Raw genomic sequence first — 21,535 nt, forward strand, 5'->3', positions numbered from 1 at the left:
GAGACCTATGAGCAAATACATTTTCGTTACTGGTGGTGTGGTTTCTTCGTTGGGCAAGGGTGCCGCCGGCGCGGCTCTTGCTGCGTTGCTGGAGGCGCGCGGGCTCAAAGTAACCATGATGAAGCTGGACCCGTATATTAACGTAGATCCGGGTACCATGAGCCCTTTTCAGCATGGCGAAGTGTTTGTCACCGCAGATGGTGCGGAAACTGATCTGGATCTCGGTCACTACGAGCGTTTCATTTCGACCCGCATGACCAAGCGCAACAATTTCACGACCGGTCTGGTCTATCAGACAGTGATTGAAAAAGAACGTCGTGGTGATTATCTGGGCCGCACCGTGCAGGTTATTCCCCATGTGACCGACGAAATTAAACGCCGGATTCGTATTGGTGCCAATGATGCGGATGTGGCTTTGGTGGAAATCGGTGGAACAGTGGGTGACATTGAATCTCAACCGTTCCTGGAAGCCATCCGCCAGATGGCCGTGGAAGAAGGGCGCGGCAATACCCTGTTCATGCATCTGACCCTGGTACCTTATCTGCCCTCAGCTGGTGAAATGAAAACCAAGCCGACCCAGCATTCGGTGCGCGAGTTGCGCGCTATTGGTATTCAACCCGATGTACTGTTGTGTCGGGCAGATCGCCCGATCCCGGAAGATCATCGCGCCAAAATCGCCCTGTTTTCCAATCTCACTGAAAAAGCCGTCATTTCAGCCATTGATACAGACAGTATTTACCGTCTGCCGTTACTTTTCCATGATCAGGGGTTGGATGATCTGGTGTTGCAGGACCTGGGTCTGCAGGCCCCGGCACCGGATCTCAGCGCGTGGCAGGGGATTATTCATGCCCTGGAAAATCCCGAAGGGGAGATTGTCATTGCCCTGGTCGGTAAGTATGTGGGGCTGACCGAGTCTTACAAGTCGCTGGCGGAAGCCCTGTTACATGCGGGATTGCGGGCCCGGCGCAAGGTGCATTTTCTCTATGTGGATGCTGAAGATATTGAATCCCAGGGTACGGGCATACTGGCTGAAGTCGATGCGGTACTGGTACCTGGTGGATTTGGCGGGCGTGGTACAGAGGGAAAAATTACCGCAATTCGTTATGCGCGAGAAAATAAAGTGCCCTATCTGGGAATTTGTCTGGGAATGCAGTTGGCTGTAGTGGAATTTGCCCGCCATTGCGCAGGGCTGGCCAATGCCAACAGTTCCGAGCTGGACCCGGAAACGCCGGACCCGGTGATTACCCTGATGACCGAATGGTCTGATCCCGAAGGTAATACGGCTTATCGGGAAGAGGGCGGCAAGCTGGGGGGAACCATGCGTCTCGGTGAGCAGGAATGTACTTTGCAGCCGGACAGTCTGGTCTCTAAAGCCTATGCCCAAACCGCCATTTATGAGCGCCACCGCCACCGTTTTGAATTCAATAACCGCTATCGAGCGCCTTTGGCGGCGGCTGGTTTGCAATATACCGGCTTTTCGGCGGATAGTGCTTTGGTCGAGGTGGTGGAATTGCGGGATCATCCCTGGTTTCTGGGTTGTCAGTTTCACCCTGAATTTACCAGTAACCCGCGTCAGGGCCATCCGCTTTTTGATGCCTTCATGGCGGCGGCTGTTACCCAGCGGGAGAAACAGTCATGAATCTGTGCGGTTTCGAGGTCGGGCTGGATCGTCCTTTCTTTCTGATTGCGGGCCCTTGCGCCATAGAAAGTGAAAAACTGGCCTTGCAGACGGCGGAAACGCTCCGGGACATCTGTCATCGCCTGGATATTCCCTTTATTTACAAAAGCTCTTATGACAAGGCGAATCGTTCTTCGGGCACCAGTTTTCGCGGTCCGGGCATGGACGAAGGTCTGCGGATTCTCGAAAAAGTGCGCCGGGAGTTGGGCGTGCCCGTCATTACCGATGTCCATGAAAAAGAGCATGTGAAGGCGGTTGCCGAGGTCGTGGATGTCCTCCAGACTCCTGCTTTTTTATGTCGTCAGACCGACTTTATTCAGGCTGTGGCTGCAGCCGGAAAGCCGGTCAATATTAAAAAAGGCCAGTTTCTGGCACCTTGGGACATGCTTCATGTTGCCGCAAAAGCCAAGGCGACGGGTAATGCCCAGATTATGGTCTGCGAGCGGGGCGCTTCTTTCGGATACAATAACCTGGTTTCGGATATGCGCTCCCTGGCGGTGATGCGCCAGACTGACTGCCCGGTTGTTTTTGATGCGACTCATTCCGTGCAACTGCCGGGAGGGCAGGGAGATCGTTCCGGCGGGCAGCGGGAGTTTGTACCGGTACTGGCCAGATCCGCTGTAGCTGCGGGGGTGTCCGGTCTGTTTATGGAAACCCACCCGCGTCCTGCCGAAGCCCTGTCTGATGGTCCCAATGCCTGGCCACTGGGTCGGCTGGAAAGCCTGCTGCGCACCCTTCAACACATCGACCAGATGGTCAAAGCCCAAGATTTTCCTGAAAATCATCCTGAGGATTTAATATGAACGCCATTGTCCGCATTCAAGGTCGTGAAGTACTGGATTCACGTGGTAATCCTACTGTAGAAGCCGAAGTTCATCTGGAAAATGGGGCCACGGGACGCGCCATTGTTCCCAGTGGGGCATCGACGGGTGAGCGGGAGGCCATGGAATTGCGGGACGGCGGCTCACGTTATGGTGGCAAGGGCGTACGCAAGGCGGTAGAGCACGTTAACGGTGAAATTCAGGATGCCCTGTTGGGGATGGAAGCGGAAGATCAGGAGCATCTGGATGCTGCCATGTGCGCCCTGGACGGTACTGAAAACAAGTCCCGTCTGGGTGCCAACGCCATTCTGAGTGTTTCCCTGGCCGCTGCCCATGCCGCCGCCCACGCCGCCGGACAGCCGCTCTATCGTTATATTGGTGGCCTGGGTCCGGTACAGTTGCCGGTACCCATGATGAATGTCATTAACGGCGGTGCCCATGCTGATAATGATGTGGATATGCAGGAATTCATGCTGATTCCTGCGGGTGCGGAATCGTTTTCGGAAGCTTTGCAGATGGGTGTGGAAGTGTTTCACAGCCTTAAAGGGGTCTTGCAGAAGAAAGGGTTAGCGACAACGGTAGGCGATGAAGGGGGTTTCGCCCCGAACCTGCCTTCCAATGAAGCGGCCCTGGAATTGCTGATGGATGCCATTACCCAGGCCGGTTATCAACCGGGTAAGGACATTTGGCTGGGTATGGATGTGGCCTCCAGCGAATTTTATCGGGATGGTCGTTATCATCTGGCCAGCGAAAAACGTGAATTAAGCAGTGCAGAATTTGTGGATTATTTGGCTGCGCTGGCCGATCGTTATCCCTTGATCAGCATTGAAGACGGTATGGACCAGAATGACTGGGAGGGCTGGATTACCCTGACAGATCGTTTGGGCGACCGTCTGCAACTGGTGGGTGATGATATTTTTGTGACGAATACCGCCATTTTGCGTGAAGGGATTGAGCGCGGTGTGGGCAATAGTATTTTGATTAAACTCAATCAGATTGGGACGTTATCAGAAACCCTGGCGGCCATTGAAATGGCAAAAACCCATTGTTATACCGCCATAGTGTCGCATCGTTCGGGTGAAACTGAGGACACGACCTTGGCGGATGTGGCCGTGGCCACGGGTTGTGGACAAATTAAAACCGGTTCTTTGTCACGTACTGATCGGGTGGCCAAATATAATCGTCTTTTGCGTATTGAAGAAGAATTGGGTGAGGTCGCACGTTATCCAGGACTTGCAACTTTTTATAATCTCGACTAAAAGGTAGATATTATAGAGCGTTTGCAAAGACGCTTGCATTTCCCGGAGATTATTTCGATATGTTTGATTGGGCGCAGTTCAAAGCCAAAGTGAATACGGCAAAATCAGAAATGCGCCTGGTTGATTTCATGTTGCTCGCCGCTTTATGTGCTTTACAATACCCACTGTGGTTTGGAACGGGTAGCTGGTTGAATGTGGGTGAATTACATCACAAACTGGAGAGCAAAGAAGTGGTTTTGAAAAAGCTGGAAACGCGCAATGATCATCTGGAAGCCAAGGTGGTCAGCCTCCAAAGCGGGGATCGCGCCGTAGAAGAGCTGGCGCGCCGCCATTTGGGTATGGTCAGTAAAGGCGAAATTTTCGTCTGGGTGATTCCGGCAACGGAAAACTCTTAAACAAACCGCCTGATCCTATCCGGGTAAGGCGGTGTTGTCATTCAGGCCCGGTCTATATACGTCCCATCAGTGGTATTTACCCGGATTTTCTCTCCGGAATTCACAAACTGGGGCACCATCACCGTAATACCCGTTTCCATACGCGCCGATTTGTAGGAGCCTGTTGCCGTCTGTCCTTTGATGGCCGGATCGGCTTCGGTCACTTCAAGAACGACCACTGAAGGTAATTCCACCCCAATGGGGCGATCATTATGCAAATTGACCTGAATTTCCGTGTTAGGCAATAAATACCCGGTCTGACCTTCCAGCAGGTCTTCGCTGAGAATGGATTGTTCAAAGTTTTCGTTATCCATGAATACGTATCCGGTGCTGTCAGCATATAAATATTGCATGGTTCTGGCTTCCACCACGGCCTTTTCCATGGTTTCACCCGAGCGGAAACGGGTATTGGATTTGGTCCCTGTTTCGATGTTTTTCATTTCGACCTGAACGAAGGCCCCGCCTTTGCCAGGCTTCACAAAATCCGTTTTGAGTACCCGCCAAAGCCCTTTTTCATGTTCCAGAATGTTGCCGGGGCGAATATCAAAGGCCGAAATCTTCATACCATCATCCTTGTGGGCATTCCCTTTAGAGGGCGTGAATTGTACCCTAGAGGCTTATTTCTGACCAGTCCGCTCCTTTAAGAGGTTTCTCATGTCTGACACGCACACCCAGCCCCTGGAAATTCGCCCCTTGATGATCAGTCGGAAGATGGAAATTGACTGGGCAGATGCTCATACCAGTGCTCTCAGTTTTGAATATCTGCGGGTGGAATGCCCCTGTGCGGAATGCAAAGGGCACACCCCGGATGAAGCCCGGGTGATCACCGGCAAGGAAGACGTGAGTATTGTCGATGTGTTGCCGGTTGGGAATTATGCCATTCAGATTCATTTCAGCGATGGCCACAGCACCGGGATTTTTACCTGGGAATATCTGCGTCGTCTGGATACGCAGCAGGCCGAGACAGTATAAAATCCCATTAAAGTGATGACGCAAGAACCCTCCGAAAACCCTGCCAATCAGGGGCTGGAATCTGATTCACCTTTTGATCTCCGGGAGTTTTTGCGCACGCTGACCAGTCAGCCCGGCATTTATCAGATGTACGGTGCCGGCAGACGCCTGCTTTATGTCGGTAAGGCGCGCAATCTGAAGCGTCGCGTCAGTTCTTACTTTCAGAAACAGCGGCATAGCCCCAAAACCCTCGCTATGCTGGCGCAGGTGCAACTTGTCGAAGTACTCGTCACCCATACGGAAACCGAGGCCCTGGTGCTTGAGGCGAATCTCATCAAGCGCCACCATCCTCCCTACAATATATTGCTGCGCGATGATAAAAGTTATCCGTATTTGTTGATTGAAACCGGTGAGTCTTTCCCGCAAATGAGTCTGCACCGTGGCGCACAAAAGAAAAAAGGGCATTATTTTGGTCCGTATCCGGCGGTGACGGCATTACGTGAAAGTATGGTGCTGCTGCAAAAGGCCTTTCGTCTGCGGACTTGTGAAGATCATACGTTTCGTAATCGCAGTCGCGCCTGCCTGCAATATCAGATTCAACGCTGTAGTGGCCCCTGTGTGGGGCATATTCTCCCCGAAGACTACGCCCGGGATGTGAATGATGCCGTCCGCTTTCTGGAGGGCAGGAGTGACGAGGCTATTCGCAATCTGGGTGAAAGGATGCAACAGGCGGCGGAACAGTTGAATTTTGAAGAAGCGGCCCGGCGTCGTGATCAAATCGCCGCCCTGTCCAAAATTCAGGAGCGCCAATATGTGGCACAAGCGGGTGGTGGCGATTTTGATGTGATTGCCCTGATCCAGGAAAACGGACAATGGGTCATTTTCATCAGCTTTATCCGCAATGGTCGTCAACTGGGTGGCAGGGCCTTATTCCCTCAGCATGCTGAAGACCTGCGCGGGCCGGATGTCATGGCAGGTTTTCTCATGCAGTTCTATAATAACAAGGATGTGCCGGGGAATCTTTTGATCAACATATTGCCTCGCAATGGCGCTGCAGTGACGGAGGCCTTGATAATCCAGTCCGGGCATAAGGTGGTTATGGATGCGCCGCAGCGGGGGCCCCGTAAACGCTGGATGGCTATGGCACATACCAATGCCGTGGGGGCATTGCGCCAGCGTACCCAGAACGCTCGTGCGGGGCGGCGAAGAATGATGTTGCTGCAGGAGTTTTTTGAGCTTCCTGAGTTGCCGCAGAGAGTGGAATGTTTTGATATCAGTCATACTCGTGGTGAGGCGGCAGTAGCTTCCTGCGTGGTTTTCGGTGAAGATGGTGCGATGAAGGAAGCCTATCGCCGTTTCAACATCCGTGATGTGACTGGTGGCGATGATTACGCGGCGATTGAGCAGGCGGTCTATCGACGCTATGGTCGTCTGCAAAAAGAAGGAATGGCGTTGCCAGAGATTGTTCTGGTAGATGGCGGACCAGGGCAACTGGCACGTGCCGAGGCGGCACTGGCGATGCTGGAAATCGATGAGATCCAGCTTTGCGGCGTATCCAAGGGGGCAACCCGCCGACCCGGTATGGAACTGTTGCATGTACCCGGTTGGCCGATGGCACGGCAGTTGCCGCCCGATGACCCTGCCTTGTTGGTCATTCAGGAAATCAGGGATGAGGCGCATCGTTTTGCGATTACCGGTCATCGTGCGCGGCGCAGCAAGAACCGTCAGGAGTCTGATCTGGATAGCATCACTGGCATTGGTTCCAAACGGCGCATGGCGTTGCTGCGCGCTTTTGGTGGGCTGAAGGGAGTTCGCGATGCGGGTCTGGACGATTTGCAAAGAGTGGAGGGAATTCATCAGGAATTGGCCCAACGCATTTATGATCATTTTCATTAAGGAAGTTAGCGGACTGTGATAAAGCGTTTACCCAATTATCTGACCATTCTCCGCATTCTGCTGGTGCCTATATTCGTCGCCCTGTTTTATTGGGGGGGTGAAGCAAGAACCTATGCAGCAACGGCTGTTTTTGCCATTGCCGCCATTACCGACTGGGCAGATGGTTATCTGGCGCGACGCTATCAGGGCGTTTCACCATTCGGAACCTTTCTGGACCCGGTGGCCGACAAGATCATGGTGGTGACCGCCCTGATACTTATTGCTTCTTCGCAAGAAATGACGCCAGTGCTGGCCGGGATACTCATCAGTGTGATCGTGGGCCGGGAAATTACCGTGTCCGCCCTGCGGGAATGGATGGCGGAACTCGGTGAGCGCAAAAAGGTGGCGGTGTCCTGGCTGGGGAAGGCCAAGGCGACCACCCAGATGCTGGCCATTTTATTTCTGGTATATCGCGAAGCGTTGTGGGGAGTGTCCGCCCGCATTGTGGGAATCGGGCTTTTAGTTGTCGCCGCCATCATGACCTTGTGGAGTATGCTCGGTTACCTGCAAGCTGCCTGGCCCAGTCTGATGGCCTCTGGCGCTGATCTTGACAAGGATGGGTGATACCTTTATCTTTGCGCCCATGCGGGAATAGCTCAGTGGTAGAGCACAACCTTGCCAAGGTTGGGGTCGCGAGTTCGAGCCTCGTTTCCCGCTCCAATATCGAGGGAAAGTTTTACGCTTTCCCTTTTCTTTTAAGGCTGGGTGGCAGAGTGGTCATGTAGCGGCCTGCAAAGCCGCGTACCCCGGTTCGATTCCGGGCCCAGCCTCCAATAAAATCAACCAATCTATTTTTTAAGAAGAGCCTGAGCCCCATGCAGGTAGCGGCCATCCCGGCCACATGACCTTGCAGATGCTGAAGCGCTATACTCACCCGCGAGTTAGGGATTTGGCGAGGATGCTGGGTGATGAATGAATGATGACCAGCTTAAACATATAGCCAGCGTGTTTAGCCTAATGGCTTTTGCAGAGTTCGGCGCTTTTGGCTATGCTGCAATAGATGCCCACCCTGTGGCATGGTTGGAGCTAGCACTTGCCGCAGTGGGGTTCGTCAACCTGCAATGGTTTGCCGTATGGGTGCTTTCGTTTCTCAAGGATAAAGAGGCCAAATCATGAGTGATTACTGGATTGCATTCATTATTGTGATGGGCGTGTCCAATTTGATTGGTGCTGGCGTGATTTGGTACCTCAAGCGTGAGCAAAAGGCAAACAATCATCAACATGGGCATGGGCATGGATGATTAACGTTTTGGCATTAGAAGGAAATAATTCATAATGACAAAAATCGACTCTTTTAAAGAACTGAGTAGGCAATCTCACGTATTCCATTGAATCAATCAAAGCGCTGAAACTCACTCATAACTGGCCAATTTTTGATGCTGCTTGACAGCCCAGAGGTAAGGCGGCTGATGAGTTATGTCATCTGCAATCACATTCGATTTAATCGTAATTTTCTTGATTTCATCCATCATATTCTATCTCTTGCAATGGGCCATATTTTACCATATGCATGATAAATTAGAATACTTGTCGTGTCGCCGTATTGATAAAAATTGACATTTTTATATAAATATGAGATAGATATAAAAAATATTCAACATTTGTTTATCATAAAAATAAATATTATTTGTCCAGCTTCAATGTTTTGTCATGTTTTATGAATCAGGAGGTTCGAACATGCCTGTGTCCAGGAAATCCGACACTTCTCAAAAAAACGCTCTAAAACGTGAAGGCGGACTCGTTGGCCTGATATTGGCCTGTGTAGGTGCATCTATAGGATCTGGCTGGTTATTTGGGCCTTTGTTCACGGCAAAAATGGCTGGCCCATTGGCCATTGGTTCCTGGATTCTGGGAGCGGCAGCCATTCTTTTGTTGGCCCTGGTGTTTGCCGAGTTGGCACCCATGATTCCGCGTGCCGGGGCGGTGGTCCATCTGGCTCATGTCGGCAATGGACCTATTGTTGGACATATGTGGAGCTGGATTTTATTTCTTTCTTACGCCTCCATCGCCCCATTGGAAGTGACGGCCGTATTAACCTATGCCAACAACTATTATCCGGGTCTATTGCAGCCGCATACCGATTTACTGAGTAGTTTCGGGTTTTTGATCGCCGTGATCATGCTCGGCTTGTTTGTGGTCACCAATTTCATGGTGATTGGCTGGGTACTCAGGATCAATAATGCGGCGACCTGGTGGAAAATTGGTATTCCTTTATTAACGGCGGTGATGTTGATTGTGGTGGCCTGGCACCCTGGAAACTTTCATATGCGCGCCCACAATACGCTGAGTGATGTGCATGGCATGTTCATCGCGATTGCCAGCGGTGGGGTCATATTCAGTTTGCTGGGTTTTCGTCATGCCATAGATTTGGCCGGGGAAAGTAAAAATCCCAAGCGGGATGTGCCTATTGCGGTTATCGGTTCGGTGCTGATTGCTTCGGCAGTCTACATCGCCGTTCAGGTTGCCTTTCTCGGTGCGGTGAATCCTGCAGATATTGCCAAAGATGGATGGGTACATTTGCATTTCCAGGGGGTGAATGGTCCCTTTGCAGCATTGGCAGCGGCGGTGGGCATTGGTTGGTTGGCGACCTTACTGTATGTGGATGCTTTTATTTCGCCAGCAGGTACAGGGCTGATTTACACGACCACTGCGGCGCGGGTTACTTTGGCTACGGCTGAAACCGGTGCGGCGCCCATGTGGCTGAACAAGATCAATCGCTATGGCGTTCCCTGGGTGACGCTTATTCTTTTGTTCCTGGTCGGCATTATATTTTTTCTGCCTTTCCCATCCTGGCAGAAAATGGTCGGATATATTGCCTCCATGACGGTGCTTTCGTACTCTATCGGGCCCATTGCCCTGATTCAGATTCGCAAGGCCATGCCGAATCTGGAGCGTCCATTTCGTTTGTGGGGAGCACCGGTGCTGGCCCCTATCGCCTTTGTGGTATCCACCTGGATTGTTTACTGGTCAGGTTTGCGAACGCTGAACTTTATTTTTATTACATTATTTGTTTTATTGGCTATATATGCGTTTACTGGTATTTTTCGAAAAGGTCGCTGGGCAGAAATGGGCTGGCAATACATGTGGTGGATATTCCCATACTTTATAGGGATGTGGGCCATCAGTTGGATTGGTCCTAAAGATCTTGGTGGTCTGGGATTTTTGGCATTTTTCCCCAGTATGGGAGCCTTGGCGGTTTTGGCTCTCAGCGTATTTTATCTGGCTATTCGTGAGTCAGTAGCGGATAAAACCATGCGCGTGTACATGCGTCAGTTTGGTAATAAGGTTCCTCCAGCTGCTCCTTAGATAAGAATGGAATCATGACCATAGCCCAAAGACTCGCCGGATAATATGCTTCTGCTAAAACACCTGCCCAGTGTGCGCGAGCCCAGGCTTTATCTGAGCATGGAAAGAACTTACCTGTCTTACTTGAAATTTCTGTTTATAGCCTTTGGTACAGGTATTCTTTCCAAAAAAATGATCTTGTTACTGGCTGCTTTGCATTTTTATGGGCTGATTCCTTTTTTTCAGGACTTGTATAAGCTTTTGACCTGGCCAGTGCTGATCTTGTTATTTATGGTTTTTTATTTTTTTGTGCGTGATCTGCGCTATATCAATCGTGGTGCCCCGGTCACTGCAAAAGAAATTCAGGATCCACGTATTTATTTTTCGGCGGAGCGCACTTTTCTTTCCTGGATCAGAACCGGGATCAGTATTGTGATTTTCGGTTTTGTGATGGAAAAGTTCGATTTCTTTCTGACCAAGCTGGCGCTGATGATGCACCGGGTGATTACGTTGCATGCGAGCTTCTCAGGAATGAGCATTATTTTCCTGATATTAGGGATTATCAATATTGCTGTTGGACTCGGTGGTTTTATGCTCACCGTTTATCAGGTGGAGCATGGTGCGTATCATCCCCACCATAAATTATATGGGTTTTATGGCTTGTCTTTGCTGGTCTGTTTGTCATTGCTGAGTTATTTGCTGATCAAGCTTTCGATTTGAGCGAATCTGACGGCTGCGTCATGAAAGCGCTATACAGTACGGGAGCCAGCCACAAGGACATGAATATCGAGAGTAGTAACCCACCCATGACCGCAATGGCCAGAGGCTTCAGTAAATCAGTGCCATGACCAATGCCAATAGCCAGAGGTAAAAACCCGAAAACATCCGCGAGCATGGTCATGAGGATGGGGCGCAGGCGCTGTCGCGCAGCAAAAGCCACCAAAGCAGGGCGGGGATGGGCACCCCCAATTTGGCGGGCGCGTGCAAAAATCAGAATGACATTGTTGACGGCAATAGCAAAAACCAGCAACACGCCCAGAAAAGCCGTACTGTCGAGTTCCAATCCACAAATCCACAACAAAAGCAGGGAGCCAGGTGCTGCCAAGGCGATGGAAAGGAGCGCCGCCACGGCGGCGCGTTGACTGCTGAACTGAAATCCCAGCAGGATCAGCAATAAACCCAGTGCGCCGGCCAGAATCAGCGCCATCTGCTGAAAGCTTTGACGCTGTTGTCGATAGTAACCCCCCAGTACCGGGGTGATGTTGCCGGGCAAGTGCATTTGGGAGATGATTTTTTTGGCCTGACGGGCAGCTTGGGCCAGACCTTCTCCTGGCTTTGGTTGTAACCACATGTAGGCATCAGGCACCAGATTCTGATGTGTCACAAAGGGAATGGCACCTTGAATGTGCAGGGAAGCAAGGCTGGAAAGAGAGGTCATGGTCCCATTGGGCAGTTGGATAGGCAGCGCGGACAAGGTTTGCGGAGTCTGTGGCTGCCCCACCAGTTTAACGCGAATAGGCAGTATTTGTTCGCCATGTAGCAAGAAACCCGCTGGTCTTCCCCAGAAACGTGCCTTGAGCTGATCGGCAATACCCGGCGGGGTAATGCCATAAAGTGCGGCCATGGGCGTGGGGGTGATTTCCAACTCTGGCCCTGCCGATGGGGACTTGAAATTGACTGATGCAAAATCATGACTGTTTTTCAGGGCGGCAGCCAGCCTTGTTCCTTCGCTACGCAAAACGCTGGAATGGGAGCCGAACAGATAAATAACCAACGGGGCGTGTGCGCCCGAGAGGTTGCCCAGACGGACAATCATGGTCTGATGCAAAGAGAGTCCGATCAGATTGGGGGCCATGCTGCGGTATTGTTTGCGCAGTTCTGCCATTACGGTTTCGGTGCTGTCGTGATGATCCGGTTTGAGGACGATGGTGATGGCGCCTTTGTTGGCCGGTGCGTGACGGAACTCGAAACCACGGCCGACCATAAGGGACGCACGCTGCACATTGGGATTGTGCAGTGCCACCTGCATAAAAGCACGGCCGATCCGGGTGGTTTCGGCAACGCTGCTGCCCACCTGGGTGCGATAGGGTACAGAAATAATGCCTTCATCCCAGTGTGGGAGAAATGCGGTCGGCAGAACCGTGAGTGCCAGTCCGGCGGCCCCTGCCAGTATGGCGACAGGGAAAATGGCCCAATAAGGGCGACGCATCCCGGCGATGAGCCATTGACTGTAGTGCCGGCGCACCCAGCGCTCCGCATGATGCAAACGGCGGGAAGGTGAGGTCACACGACCGGCGAGCCATGCTGTCAGAATCGGTGTGACCAGCAAGGCCACCAGTTGTGATGCCAGCAGGGCAATGACGATGGCCAATGCCATATGGCGGAACAGCAACCCCAGGGTGCCGGATAAGAAGAGCAGAGGCAGAAATACCAGGCAGGAGGTGAGGGTGGCAAGACTCATCAATGGTAAAATGCTGGCGCTGCGGCGTAACGCCAGCTGGCGACGATTGGAAGGTTTGCCCTGCAGACCATGGAGTCCGCGTTCGACCACGACGATGGCATGGTCCACCAAAGCACCAATGGCTGCGGTTATTCCCCCCAGAGTCATGATATTCAGGCCATATCCGAGAATGTGCAGGACCAGGAAAGTGGCGGCAAGTGCCAGAGGTACCACGGCCAAAGTCGCCAGAGCTCCGTCCAGACGTCCCAAAAAGGCCAATACGACCAGCCAGGCAATCAGGCTGCCGAGCCCCAGGGCAATCCAGACATCGCGCAGGCTGTGACTGATCAGGTGGCTGAGATCATAAATGGGTACCAGATGGACACCCGGGGGGAGATGTTTTCGCAAGTTGTCCAGACGTGTTTGCACGGCGTGGGCGACGGTGACGTCATTGGCGCCGGACTGTGAAAGTACGTCAATAATCAGAGCGTGCTGATAACCGGGTACGGCTGCTTCACTCAGCAGCGGGGGAGGCCCGGTATGCACCCGACCCAGGGCGCCCAAGGCCAGCGGAGTGCGGGCACCGGAAGCATCGGGTGGCCCCAGTGGCAGGGTCAAGGCGGCCAACGTCTGATCGTTTTCAGGCCGCGCTGTCGTCGCCAGAATCAACTGCTGATGATAGGCGTGCAGAATCCCTGAAAAAAATGGACCTTGGGCGGATTGCAAGGCATGGATGACCTGCTGGACACTGAGGTGATGTTGCGCTAACCGTGCCGGATCCAGGTCCACATGCACCTGCGGCCAGCCGCGACCGGTGCCCTGCACCTGATATACCCCGGGAATGGACAGTAGAGCCGGTCGTATTTTAAAGGCAAAAGTGGGCATCATTGCCGAACTGCTCTGCTGATTGGACACCAGGGCATATTCAGCAAATGGATAGGTATAGGGCGCCATGCGGATCACCCGCAGTTGCGCACCGGCAGGCAGGCGGTATTGAGCCAGGCGTGCCTGCAGCATCAGGTATGCGGTTTGCGGGTTGGTTCCTGGTTCAAAATAAATATTGAGCTTGCTCAATCCGTTACCGGTTTGAGAGCGGACCAGACGCACCCCTGGCTGACCTTTTGCCAGCGCTTCCAGGGGCTTGGTTACCTCCACTTCCATGAACTTGACGGGCAGGCTGCCGTCATTGACGAGGACCGCCACTCTTGGAAAATTGACATTCGGAAAGACGCTTTCCGGAAGACTCTGCAGGGCAAACCAGCCTGCACCCAGTAATAATAATGCGCTGAGCAACAGGCTGAAGCGATTGCTCCAGAGAAAATGCAGATACGCCCTCATGGTTGTTGCTCTTGTACCGGGGTGCCGCTGACCAAACGATCATTGGCGCTGATAATGATCTGCTCGCCTGTTTGCAGAGCGCCCTGTACCCAACTTTGTCCAGCCTGACTGGCAACGATATGTACGGGAACAGCCATGGCCCTGCCTTTGCGGATAACAAACACTTCGATCTGCGCGGCATGCATCACCACGGCGGTGGTGGGAATCTGGAAGGCGTGGCCTTGAACTTGTTGTACTTCTGCCTGCAGCCATTCGCCGGGCAACGCCAGGCTTTGTGCCGGCAGATCAATATAGACGGACACCAGTCCCAGATGGCGGGCGCTTTGTCCTATGGAACGGACGTGTCCCAGGCCGTGCCAGTCTGCACCGTGCAGAATGACGGTGCATCCGGGGCGCAAGCTTCGGGCGCGGGAGGGGGTGACATAGGCCTGTGCCCAGGGTTTTCCGCGACCATCCAGGGTCGCAATGGCTGTTCCAGAATTGACTACGGCCCCTGCCGGAACCAGATAATGCAAGCTGCCTGCAAAGGGCGCGCTGAGGGTTTGTTGAGCGGCCTGCGCCTGTAAAATGCGGAGATGGGATTGCGCCTCTGCCAGCGTCAACCGACTGGTTGCGACATTTTGTTGGGCAATGACGCCATCCTGATACAATTTCTGATCGCGCAAATACTGGCCTTGAGAAAAGGCGATCTGTTTTTGGGCGGTCTGGATGCTGCTCTGCAGCCCGGGCGCCGCGATCCTGGCGATGATCGTTCCGGCTGTTACGGGTCCATCGGGGAGCAGCGGACCGAGGACGCGTCCGGTTACGGGTGCTGTCAAAGTGGCGGCACCATTACTTTCAACCTGGGCGAGCAGGGCGCTTTGCTGAATAGCAGCACTTACCCTGACCGGAGCCGTCCGCACGGGTATGGCAGCTCCCCAGGCGCTATGAACGCTCAGGAGGAGCAGAACGCCTGAAAAAAGGCTGAAGCAGTAAGGTAGCGATACCCGATAAAAATGCGGTAAAAATTTCATGCCGTTAAGCTTCCAGGAGTGGATTGTCATGAGGATGCACGCTGTCCCGGCAGGACGCCGCTGTCCAGAACCAGTTGTGTGCGACTTAAACGGGCGCGAATCATCGCGTTGGTAGCCTGCAGTTGAGCCTGAACCCAGGCATCTTCAGCTTGTTGCAAGGCTAATGCGCTCTCTGCACCGGCCAGATAGCCTTTGCGGGTCATGGAGTACACCGCCTGAGCACTGCGCATGATCTTCCCAGCATCTTTCAGGGCAATACTGGCCGCCCGGGCGGCCCCGGCGTCCTGTGCCAGACGACTGCGTATCTGCATTTGCAAAGCCGATTTGGCCGCCTGTAATGCCGCAACCTGTTCCTGGGCTGCCGCAATCTGATCGCGGTTACGACCAAAGCCAAAAATCGGCATCTGCAGATTGAGACTCGCCTGCCAACCTAACTGCGCACTATGCGGTATGGTCGCACTATCGACTCCGTAAGCGGCGTTGGCACTGAATACCGGTAAGCGGGCACTTTGATGGAATTGCAATTGGGCGTGGGCCGCCTGAATTTGCGCATCAGCTGCCCGGAGTAAGGGTTGCGCCTGCATGGCTTGACTCTGGATTTTGGATAAATCCGGTAACGGCTTGAGTGGGCTGCTGACTTTTGCCAGTGGTGGTAAATGGCTTCCGAGCCCTGTTTGCAAGGCCAGAACCTGACGGATGGCCCCACTTTGGGCCAGGGTTTGTTCCAGTTTGCCCTGGATGCGCAACAGGTTCAGTTGCGCCTGCTTCAGCGCCAGGCGGGAACGGGTACCCGCAGCATAACCATCCTGGGTGGCTTGAAATACTTGCCTGGCAGCAACGAGGACACGTTGCCAGACTGCGATCATGTTATTACTCAGGGCCAGCTGGTAATAGGTCATACTCACTTGTGCGGCCACTGCCAGGCGGGTTTGCAGCAGATGAAAGCGTTCAATAGTGACCTGATCTTTGCTCAGTTTGCTGAGTGCCCGGGTTTGCGGCGCATAAATGGGAAGGTTTAAGCGAATTTGCCCCAGCATTTCCCGTGCGCCATTGGCGCTGACAAAAACAGGCTGACCGGCGCGGGATTGGGTCCAGATAGTGGCCGCATTCAGGGAAAGAGCGGGTAGCAGTCGGGCTTCGGCACTGCGACTGAGATCTTGTTGCGCTTCCAGTTGGTGTCGGCCGGCCTGAACGGTCGCCTGATTATGCAGGGCGCTGTTAATGGCCTGATCGAGCGTCAGGGGAGCCGCATGGGCGCCAATAGATATACAACCCAAGCTTAAAGCCAGTAGCCAATTTTTGGCAGCAGACCGACGATTATCCGGTGTAAATTGAAAAAGCATTTTTTCTCGACTATCTGGAATATGTGTTTATGAATGGGATGGTTTTTTTATTATGACATTGCTGCATGTCCAGAAGATGACCGCAAGATGACCAAATCGTCATCTTATGTTGCCATGATGATTATCCATGGAAATTATCGGGAAAAATAAAATGGCCGTCGTCCCTTTTCCGGGAACGCTTTTTAAGCGGATCTTACCCCCATGCAGGCGCATGATGGATTGTACGATGGCCAGTCCTAGCCCTGTTCCTTGTCCACGGCGCATGCGTGCCGCATCTGCGCTGTAAAAGCGGTCAAACACCCGGTCAATATCTGCATCGGCAATGCCTGAACCGGTGTCGCTTACGATCAGTTGAATCTGATCGCGGGACCATTCACTGTGCATCCGGATGCTGCCACCTGCTGACGTGTGGCGCAGGGCATTACTCAGCAGATTACTGACAGCGCGGCGCAGGAGATCAGAGTTTGCGGCGATGGATCCTTGAGTATCATTGTGCAGGATAACCTCCTGTTCATCCGCCATAGCCTGATAAAAACTGCAAAGAGAAGCCATTTCCTGATGAATGTCCAGCTGTTGCTTATCCAGTGCGTTATGATCCTGTTCTGCCCGGGCCAGAAACAAAAGGGCATCTACCATGCGCGACAAGCGTTCATATTCATCCATGGCGGAAGCGATACAGGCCTGGTATTCCGGGATACTACGGGTCTTGGAAAGCGCCAGTTCGCCCTCACCGCGTAAAATATGGATGGGCGTACGCAACTCATGGGCAATATCTGCCGAGAAGCGGGAAATCCTGGCAAAGGAGTCTTCCAGTCTTTCCAGCAGCTGGTCAAAATTTTCAGCCAGTGTGGCGAGTTCGCTGGGCCAGTTTTTCCCGGCAATGCGGCGATGTAACTGGCTGGCACTGAGTTCGTCTACCATGCTTGCTAATTGGTGGACAGGGCGCAATCCCCGTCGGGCAATCAAATATCCCGCTACTATGGCAATAAGCAGTGCAAAAACAATCGACAAAGCCAGCGCGTAACGATAAAAAGCCAGAAAGTGCTCCCTTTCACTGATGCGGATAGCCACGTAAATGATACTGGCTGGCTTGCCGGCAAAGCGCTGTGCCATCACCTGAAAATGTTCGTGTTTTTTAACTTTCCAGTGCCATTGTTCGGGTTGGAAAGCCTGCGGTTTGCGATCAAAGGGTTTGTTGCTGTCGAGGAGGGGGTTATAAGTGCGACCCCGGGCAATGATCCCTTCCTGAGATCGCGTCACCCAGATGTACACCCCACGGATAGTACTGGCCTCCAGCTGCGTCTCGTGACGGAGTTCGGAAAAGTTGTCCGTGCTGTTGCGGATGGCCGTGTGTACTGCATGGATTTTACTGGTGAGGATCTGGCTGTCAGCCGCACGTAATTGTTCCGCCAGAATCCAGTACAGAGCGGCCCCTGCCACCGCAATCAGGAGGGTGCTCAACAGGGCGTACCAGAGCGTGAGTCGGAGCGCCATGGAGCGCCCCAGGCTGAGTAAGGTTTTATTGGCGTAGCTCAAGAACATAGCCAACTCCCCGCAAGGTATGGATCAATTTATCCGGAAAGGCATCATCGACTTTTCGGCGCAGGCGGCGGATGGCGACGTCCACAACATTGCTATCACTTTCAAAATGCATGTCCCAGACCTGCTCGGCAATGCGGGTGCGGGTCAGCACCTCGCCGGGAAAGCGCATGAGGTAGGCCAGCAGGCGGAATTCCTGAGGGGCCAGGTTAATGGGCGTGGCGGCCCGCCAGATTTTGTGGCGGAGCAAATCCATTTCCAGATCGGCGTAATAAATGATTTCTTCCGTACGCACATTGCTCCGTCTCAGAATACTGTGAATTCTGGCCAGTAATTCTGAAAAAGCAAAGGGTTTCACCAGATAGTCGTCCGCGCCCTGGCGCAAACCTTCCACGCGCTGGGCTACGGCATCCAGGGCGGTCAGCAGAATGACCGGCTGATCAGGATGCCGTTTACGGATGTCCTGAAGAACCCACCAGCCATCCCTCTCCGGCAACATCAGGTCGAGCACAATCACTTCATGTTCGCCGATTTCGGCGAGGTGCTGGCCGTCTACGCCATTGTCGGCAACATCCACCACATAGCCTAGCTCGTTGAATCCTTTTTTGAGAAAGGCAGCCGTTTTCGCTTCGTCTTCAATAACCAGAATTTTCATGGGAAGAGGTCAAAATTCAGTAAACCAGAATATGGGGAAAATACTCTGGTTTAGTCGTCATAACAACTTGCTGGCTGATATGAGGAAGATTTCGGCGCTTTCATAATAAGCCTTATTTTGACCTTTTTGAGAATATGCATACAATGAATCCCCTTTTGATGCTCCTATTCCGAGATGCTATGAAATCCTCAATGTCCATGGAACATAAACGCCGATTGGCTTTTGGCGTTGTTCGTATAGTTTTTGGCCTGATCTGGCTGATCAACACCTGGTTACAATTTAATCCAGCCTATGCAGCCCACTTTCTGAGCAGTTTTAACGCGGACTGGGTGAGTGGACAACCTGACTGGATCATCCAGTATGGACATTGGATGGCGAATCTTGTGCAGCACATAGGGCCACAGGCTGTGGCTTATGGAACGGTAGGGCTGGATGCCATTTTGGCGGTTTCCCTGATCACCGGGCTGGGCTTGCCTTTTCTGGCCGGGGTAGGAGTGCTTTATAACCTCTGGCTCTGGAGTACGGTGGGTGGTTTTGGCGGACCCTATACCCAAGGGGCCACAGATCCGGGCACGGCGATCATTTACGCCCTGTGTTTTGTTTATGTGATCTGGTCCCGAAGTTGGGAAGGTCTGAGTTTGAGCAAGAGCCCGCATAAGCCTTTGTATGCCCCGGCCATGCACACTGCCCGTATTCTCTTCGGGCTGCTTTGGGCTTTTGATGCATTCTGGAAGTGGCAACCCTATTTTCTGCACAATGCCGTGACTTATTTGCAGCAGGCACTTCCGGGCGAGCCCGCCTGGATTGCCGCCTACATTTCCTTGGTGATTGCCGTGATCAACCTGGCAGGGCCGGTGCTTTTCGGCTACGTCGCCGCCATCATGGAAAGTATCATCGCTTTTTTCCTGCTCATCGGACGCGGTATGCGCTGGATTATTCCTGTGGGTATTGCTTACAGCTTCGGGGTGTGGACGACGGCAGAGGGATGGGGCGCGCCTTATCTGCCCGGCATTACGGCCAATAAAGGCGATGTGCTGGGTACCACCAACATTTACATCATCGCCTTCCTGTTCCTGGCGGCCTGGGTGTATTTCACTCCCCGTGCCCAGCGCATGGGCGACGGCGATGCGTGAAGTCGCCTGATCAGCTCACGGTAAACTGCCCCATCATTCCATTGTCCTCATGCTCCAGCATGTGGCAATGGTACATATAAGGGAAGTCGTCGGGGGCGGGCTGTCCATAGTGGGCGATAAAACGTATGGTTTCAGTACGACGAATCAACAAGGTGTCTTTCCAGCCTGTTTCATAAGCAGGGGGCGCCTTGCCATTGCAGGACAGAATCTGAAACGAAGTGCCATGAACATGAAAAGTGTGGGCCATCTCCGCATCGTTGTAGACCTCCCAGATTTCTGTACTCCCCAGGCGTAGGCGCTGATTGATGATCTTCATGTTCATGTACTGATTGTTGATGGAAAATAGCGGTTGGCGACCAACCCCCATAGACATTTGCGCCGGACCGTTATGCAGAGTGGTTTCCAGAGCCCTCTGCGCGAGAGACATTTTGTCCATAGGCATACCCCTGAGTTCGAAACGGCGCGAAGGCGCATCCGCGTGCAGGGTGGGGATGGGTACCAAATGATCGGGCAAGCGTCCAGCTGAGCCCGTGGCAGAACCGACATGAATTTCCAGTAGATCAAAATTGCTGCGATCAAAATGGTCACTGTCCATGGGATGCAGGCTGAGTCCGGGAACCACTGCCGCAGAATCACTGCGCAGCCATAGTCTTTTACCCGCGAGCGCGCGTAGATCCAGCAGTATTTCGGCGCGTTCAGCAGGCGCCAGAAGTAATCTCTGCACGCTCACCGGCGCTTCGAGATAGCCGGCATCACTGGCAATGACATAAAAAGCGCGATCTCCACTCAGCGCAAAATTGTAAATGCGGGCATTGGAGGCATTCAGCAGACGTAATCTGACCCACTGTGCAGGAGCCTTGAGAATAGGGGATTCGCGGCCATTGATGAGAAAGCGGTTGCCCTTCATCCCCATGACGTCCATGGCTTGAGGCATATAAACCAGCCTGCCCTGCGCATCGAGAAGGCGGTCCTGCACGATGACCGGAATGTCATCTATCCCCCAATGGTGGGGGAGACCCAGTCGCCGATCGGTGCCGTCCTCCACCAGATACAAACCCGCCAGGCCCCCGTATACATGTGGTCCGGTCCTGCCGGCAGGGTGAGGATGATACCAGAGGGTGGCTTCGGGCTGATCAATCGTATAGCCATAAGTCCATGTTTTTCCCGGCAGGATGAGGCTTTGCGGGCCACCATCCATGGTTCCGGGGACATGGGCGCCATGCCAGTGGGTGGTCGTGCTTTGATCGAGCTGGTTGTGCACATACAGCCGCAACGGCTGCCCTCTGGGGATGCGCAGGGCGGGCCCTAAAACGGCTCCGTTATAACCCCAGGTGGCGGTTTTGAGACCATCACTCAAAACGGAATGACCACCCGCCATGTGCAAGTGAAATTCCCGTACTTTGTCGCGCCCCATGACCCCCGTATATACCGGCGGAATGGGTAGTGCTCCAGAAAACACCGGCTTGGGTAATGGCGAGGGTTTGCTGTGAACCCCGGCCATATTCATGCCACTCATATTCATGGCCACGGCAGGCGGGAGAGCAAGTAGCGCTGCAGTGCCGGCACCATAAGTCAGAAACTGACGCCGGGAAATGTGAGACGCAGAGGATGGTTTGGCGCTGGCGGGTTTGGTCATGGCAAAGATTCCCTGCTCGATAAAATTGACTGTGGAACCATAACATTGGAGTTGGCTTGAGGGTCAAGTCTCTGC

19 protein-coding genes and 2 tRNA genes are annotated in these 21,535 nt (G+C 53.2%); 14 read left to right on the forward strand and 7 right to left on the reverse strand.

Annotated features, from left to right (window positions below; translation table 11 throughout):
• Positions 1-7 precede the first annotated feature (7 nt).
• From pyrG to HAP95_RS11925, 4 genes are read left to right on the forward strand one after another with little or no spacing between them, the layout of a single operon-like run.
• Positions 8-1,639, forward strand: a complete 1,632-nt coding sequence (pyrG, locus tag HAP95_RS11910; RefSeq protein ID WP_215884421.1) for a CTP synthase — start codon at positions 8-10, stop codon at positions 1,637-1,639.
• On the forward strand, positions 1,636-2,481 hold the full coding sequence (gene kdsA, locus HAP95_RS11915) for a 3-deoxy-8-phosphooctulonate synthase (protein WP_215884422.1): 846 nt from the start codon (positions 1,636-1,638) through the stop codon (positions 2,479-2,481). The genes pyrG and kdsA overlap by 4 nt, the downstream gene beginning before the upstream one ends.
• The gene (eno, locus tag HAP95_RS11920; protein WP_215884423.1) at positions 2,478-3,758 is read left to right on the forward strand and encodes a phosphopyruvate hydratase; all 1,281 of its coding nucleotides are present in this window, start codon (positions 2,478-2,480) and stop codon (positions 3,756-3,758) included. The genes kdsA and eno overlap by 4 nt, the downstream gene beginning before the upstream one ends.
• Positions 3,759-3,817: 59 nt before the next feature.
• Positions 3,818-4,153: an FtsB family cell division protein gene (locus HAP95_RS11925; protein WP_215884424.1), complete on the forward strand. Its 336-nt coding sequence runs from the start codon at positions 3,818-3,820 to the stop codon at positions 4,151-4,153.
• Positions 4,154-4,194: 41 nt separating this feature from the next.
• Here HAP95_RS11925 and efp read toward each other — a convergent pair whose 3' ends face one another.
• A complete protein-coding gene (gene efp, locus HAP95_RS11930; RefSeq protein ID WP_215863273.1) occupies positions 4,195-4,755 on the reverse strand; it encodes an elongation factor P in 561 nt (186 codons plus the stop codon).
• Between the two features lie 91 nt (positions 4,756-4,846).
• Here efp and HAP95_RS11935 point away from each other — a divergent pair, with 91 nt between their 5' ends.
• The 9 genes from HAP95_RS11935 to HAP95_RS11970 all read left to right on the forward strand — a co-directional run bounded on the left by HAP95_RS11935 (position 4,847) and on the right by HAP95_RS11970 (position 11,083).
• The gene (locus tag HAP95_RS11935; RefSeq protein WP_215884425.1) at positions 4,847-5,164 is read left to right on the forward strand and encodes a gamma-butyrobetaine hydroxylase family protein; all 318 of its coding nucleotides are present in this window, start codon (positions 4,847-4,849) and stop codon (positions 5,162-5,164) included.
• Between the two features lie 15 nt (positions 5,165-5,179).
• Positions 5,180-7,039 (forward strand): excinuclease ABC subunit UvrC, encoded by a 1,860-nt coding sequence (gene uvrC / locus HAP95_RS11940; RefSeq protein WP_215884426.1) that lies wholly within the window; start codon positions 5,180-5,182, stop codon positions 7,037-7,039.
• A gap of 15 nt (positions 7,040-7,054) precedes the next feature.
• Positions 7,055-7,642, forward strand: a complete 588-nt coding sequence (gene pgsA, locus HAP95_RS11945; RefSeq protein ID WP_215884427.1) for a CDP-diacylglycerol--glycerol-3-phosphate 3-phosphatidyltransferase — start codon at positions 7,055-7,057, stop codon at positions 7,640-7,642.
• Positions 7,643-7,663: 21 nt separating this feature from the next.
• Positions 7,664-7,738: transfer RNA gene (locus HAP95_RS11950), tRNA-Gly, on the forward strand.
• Between the two features lie 39 nt (positions 7,739-7,777).
• A tRNA-Cys gene (locus HAP95_RS11955) sits at positions 7,778-7,851 on the forward strand.
• A gap of 139 nt (positions 7,852-7,990) precedes the next feature.
• A complete protein-coding gene (locus HAP95_RS11960) occupies positions 7,991-8,194 on the forward strand; it encodes a hypothetical protein (protein ID WP_215884428.1) in 204 nt (67 codons plus the stop codon).
• Positions 8,191-8,319 (forward strand): hypothetical protein, encoded by a 129-nt coding sequence (locus HAP95_RS17310; protein ID WP_264318849.1) that lies wholly within the window; start codon positions 8,191-8,193, stop codon positions 8,317-8,319. The genes HAP95_RS11960 and HAP95_RS17310 overlap by 4 nt, the downstream gene beginning before the upstream one ends.
• Positions 8,320-8,755: 436 nt before the next feature.
• Positions 8,756-10,384: an APC family permease gene (locus HAP95_RS11965; protein ID WP_215884429.1), complete on the forward strand. Its 1,629-nt coding sequence runs from the start codon at positions 8,756-8,758 to the stop codon at positions 10,382-10,384.
• Between the two features lie 45 nt (positions 10,385-10,429).
• Positions 10,430-11,083: a YidH family protein gene (locus tag HAP95_RS11970; protein ID WP_215884430.1), complete on the forward strand. Its 654-nt coding sequence runs from the start codon at positions 10,430-10,432 to the stop codon at positions 11,081-11,083.
• Here the strand turns inward: HAP95_RS11970 and HAP95_RS11975 are convergent.
• The 5 genes from HAP95_RS11975 to HAP95_RS11995 form a co-directional block, all read right to left on the reverse strand.
• Positions 11,067-14,141 carry an efflux RND transporter permease subunit gene (locus HAP95_RS11975; protein ID WP_215884431.1) on the reverse strand — a complete coding sequence of 1,025 codons (3,075 nt, stop codon included), beginning with the start codon at positions 14,139-14,141 and terminating at the stop codon, positions 11,067-11,069. The genes HAP95_RS11970 and HAP95_RS11975 overlap by 17 nt on opposite strands.
• Positions 14,138-15,154, reverse strand: a complete 1,017-nt coding sequence (locus HAP95_RS11980) for an efflux RND transporter periplasmic adaptor subunit (RefSeq protein WP_226832746.1) — start codon at positions 15,152-15,154, stop codon at positions 14,138-14,140. Before HAP95_RS11980 ends, HAP95_RS11975 begins: the two co-directional genes overlap by 4 nt.
• A gap of 26 nt (positions 15,155-15,180) precedes the next feature.
• Entirely contained in the window at positions 15,181-16,497 is a 1,317-nt protein-coding gene (locus HAP95_RS11985; RefSeq protein ID WP_215884433.1) for a TolC family protein, read from the reverse strand.
• Positions 16,498-16,596: 99 nt separating this feature from the next.
• Positions 16,597-18,039 carry a heavy metal sensor histidine kinase gene (locus tag HAP95_RS11990; protein WP_215884434.1) on the reverse strand — a complete coding sequence of 481 codons (1,443 nt, stop codon included), beginning with the start codon at positions 18,037-18,039 and terminating at the stop codon, positions 16,597-16,599.
• Complete coding sequence (locus tag HAP95_RS11995; protein ID WP_215884435.1) at positions 18,017-18,691, reverse strand: heavy metal response regulator transcription factor; 675 nt, start codon at positions 18,689-18,691, stop codon at positions 18,017-18,019. The genes HAP95_RS11990 and HAP95_RS11995 overlap by 23 nt, the downstream gene beginning before the upstream one ends.
• Positions 18,692-18,882: 191 nt before the next feature.
• Between HAP95_RS11995 and HAP95_RS12000 the strand changes: the two genes are divergently transcribed.
• The gene (locus HAP95_RS12000) at positions 18,883-19,824 is read left to right on the forward strand and encodes a hypothetical protein (protein WP_226832747.1); all 942 of its coding nucleotides are present in this window, start codon (positions 18,883-18,885) and stop codon (positions 19,822-19,824) included.
• Positions 19,825-19,834: 10 nt separating this feature from the next.
• Here HAP95_RS12000 and HAP95_RS12005 read toward each other — a convergent pair whose 3' ends face one another.
• On the reverse strand, positions 19,835-21,460 hold the full coding sequence (locus HAP95_RS12005) for a multicopper oxidase domain-containing protein (protein WP_215884437.1): 1,626 nt from the start codon (positions 21,458-21,460) through the stop codon (positions 19,835-19,837).
• Positions 21,461-21,535: the final 75 nt, after the last annotated feature.

The organism is Acidithiobacillus sulfurivorans (genome assembly GCF_018853815.1).
GTDB classification, from domain to species: Bacteria; Pseudomonadota; Gammaproteobacteria; order Acidithiobacillales; family Acidithiobacillaceae; genus Acidithiobacillus; species Acidithiobacillus sulfurivorans.

Coding starts and splice junctions, on each gene's coding strand:
- HAP95_RS11980 (WP_226832746.1), bottom strand. CDS start 15,154: ATGAAATTTTTACCGCATTTTTATCGGGTATCGCTACCTTACTGCTTC.
- HAP95_RS11925 (WP_215884424.1), top strand. CDS start 3,818: ATGTTTGATTGGGCGCAGTTCAAAGCCAAAGTGAATACGGCAAAATCA.
- HAP95_RS11990 (WP_215884434.1), bottom strand. CDS start 18,039: ATGTTCTTGAGCTACGCCAATAAAACCTTACTCAGCCTGGGGCGCTCC.
- HAP95_RS11975 (WP_215884431.1), bottom strand. CDS start 14,141: ATGAGGGCGTATCTGCATTTTCTCTGGAGCAATCGCTTCAGCCTGTTG.
- kdsA (WP_215884422.1), top strand. CDS start 1,636: ATGAATCTGTGCGGTTTCGAGGTCGGGCTGGATCGTCCTTTCTTTCTG.
- HAP95_RS11960 (WP_215884428.1), top strand. CDS start 7,991: ATGAATGATGACCAGCTTAAACATATAGCCAGCGTGTTTAGCCTAATG.
- HAP95_RS11935 (WP_215884425.1), top strand. CDS start 4,847: ATGTCTGACACGCACACCCAGCCCCTGGAAATTCGCCCCTTGATGATC.
- uvrC (WP_215884426.1), top strand. CDS start 5,180: ATGACGCAAGAACCCTCCGAAAACCCTGCCAATCAGGGGCTGGAATCT.
- efp (WP_215863273.1), bottom strand. CDS start 4,755: ATGAAGATTTCGGCCTTTGATATTCGCCCCGGCAACATTCTGGAACAT.
- eno (WP_215884423.1), top strand. CDS start 2,478: ATGAACGCCATTGTCCGCATTCAAGGTCGTGAAGTACTGGATTCACGT.
- pyrG (WP_215884421.1), top strand. CDS start 8: ATGAGCAAATACATTTTCGTTACTGGTGGTGTGGTTTCTTCGTTGGGC.
- HAP95_RS12000 (WP_226832747.1), top strand. CDS start 18,883: ATGTCCATGGAACATAAACGCCGATTGGCTTTTGGCGTTGTTCGTATA.
- HAP95_RS12005 (WP_215884437.1), bottom strand. CDS start 21,460: ATGACCAAACCCGCCAGCGCCAAACCATCCTCTGCGTCTCACATTTCC.
- HAP95_RS11995 (WP_215884435.1), bottom strand. CDS start 18,691: ATGAAAATTCTGGTTATTGAAGACGAAGCGAAAACGGCTGCCTTTCTC.
- HAP95_RS11965 (WP_215884429.1), top strand. CDS start 8,756: ATGCCTGTGTCCAGGAAATCCGACACTTCTCAAAAAAACGCTCTAAAA.
- HAP95_RS17310 (WP_264318849.1), top strand. CDS start 8,191: ATGAGTGATTACTGGATTGCATTCATTATTGTGATGGGCGTGTCCAAT.
- HAP95_RS11970 (WP_215884430.1), top strand. CDS start 10,430: ATGCTTCTGCTAAAACACCTGCCCAGTGTGCGCGAGCCCAGGCTTTAT.
- HAP95_RS11985 (WP_215884433.1), bottom strand. CDS start 16,497: ATGCTTTTTCAATTTACACCGGATAATCGTCGGTCTGCTGCCAAAAAT.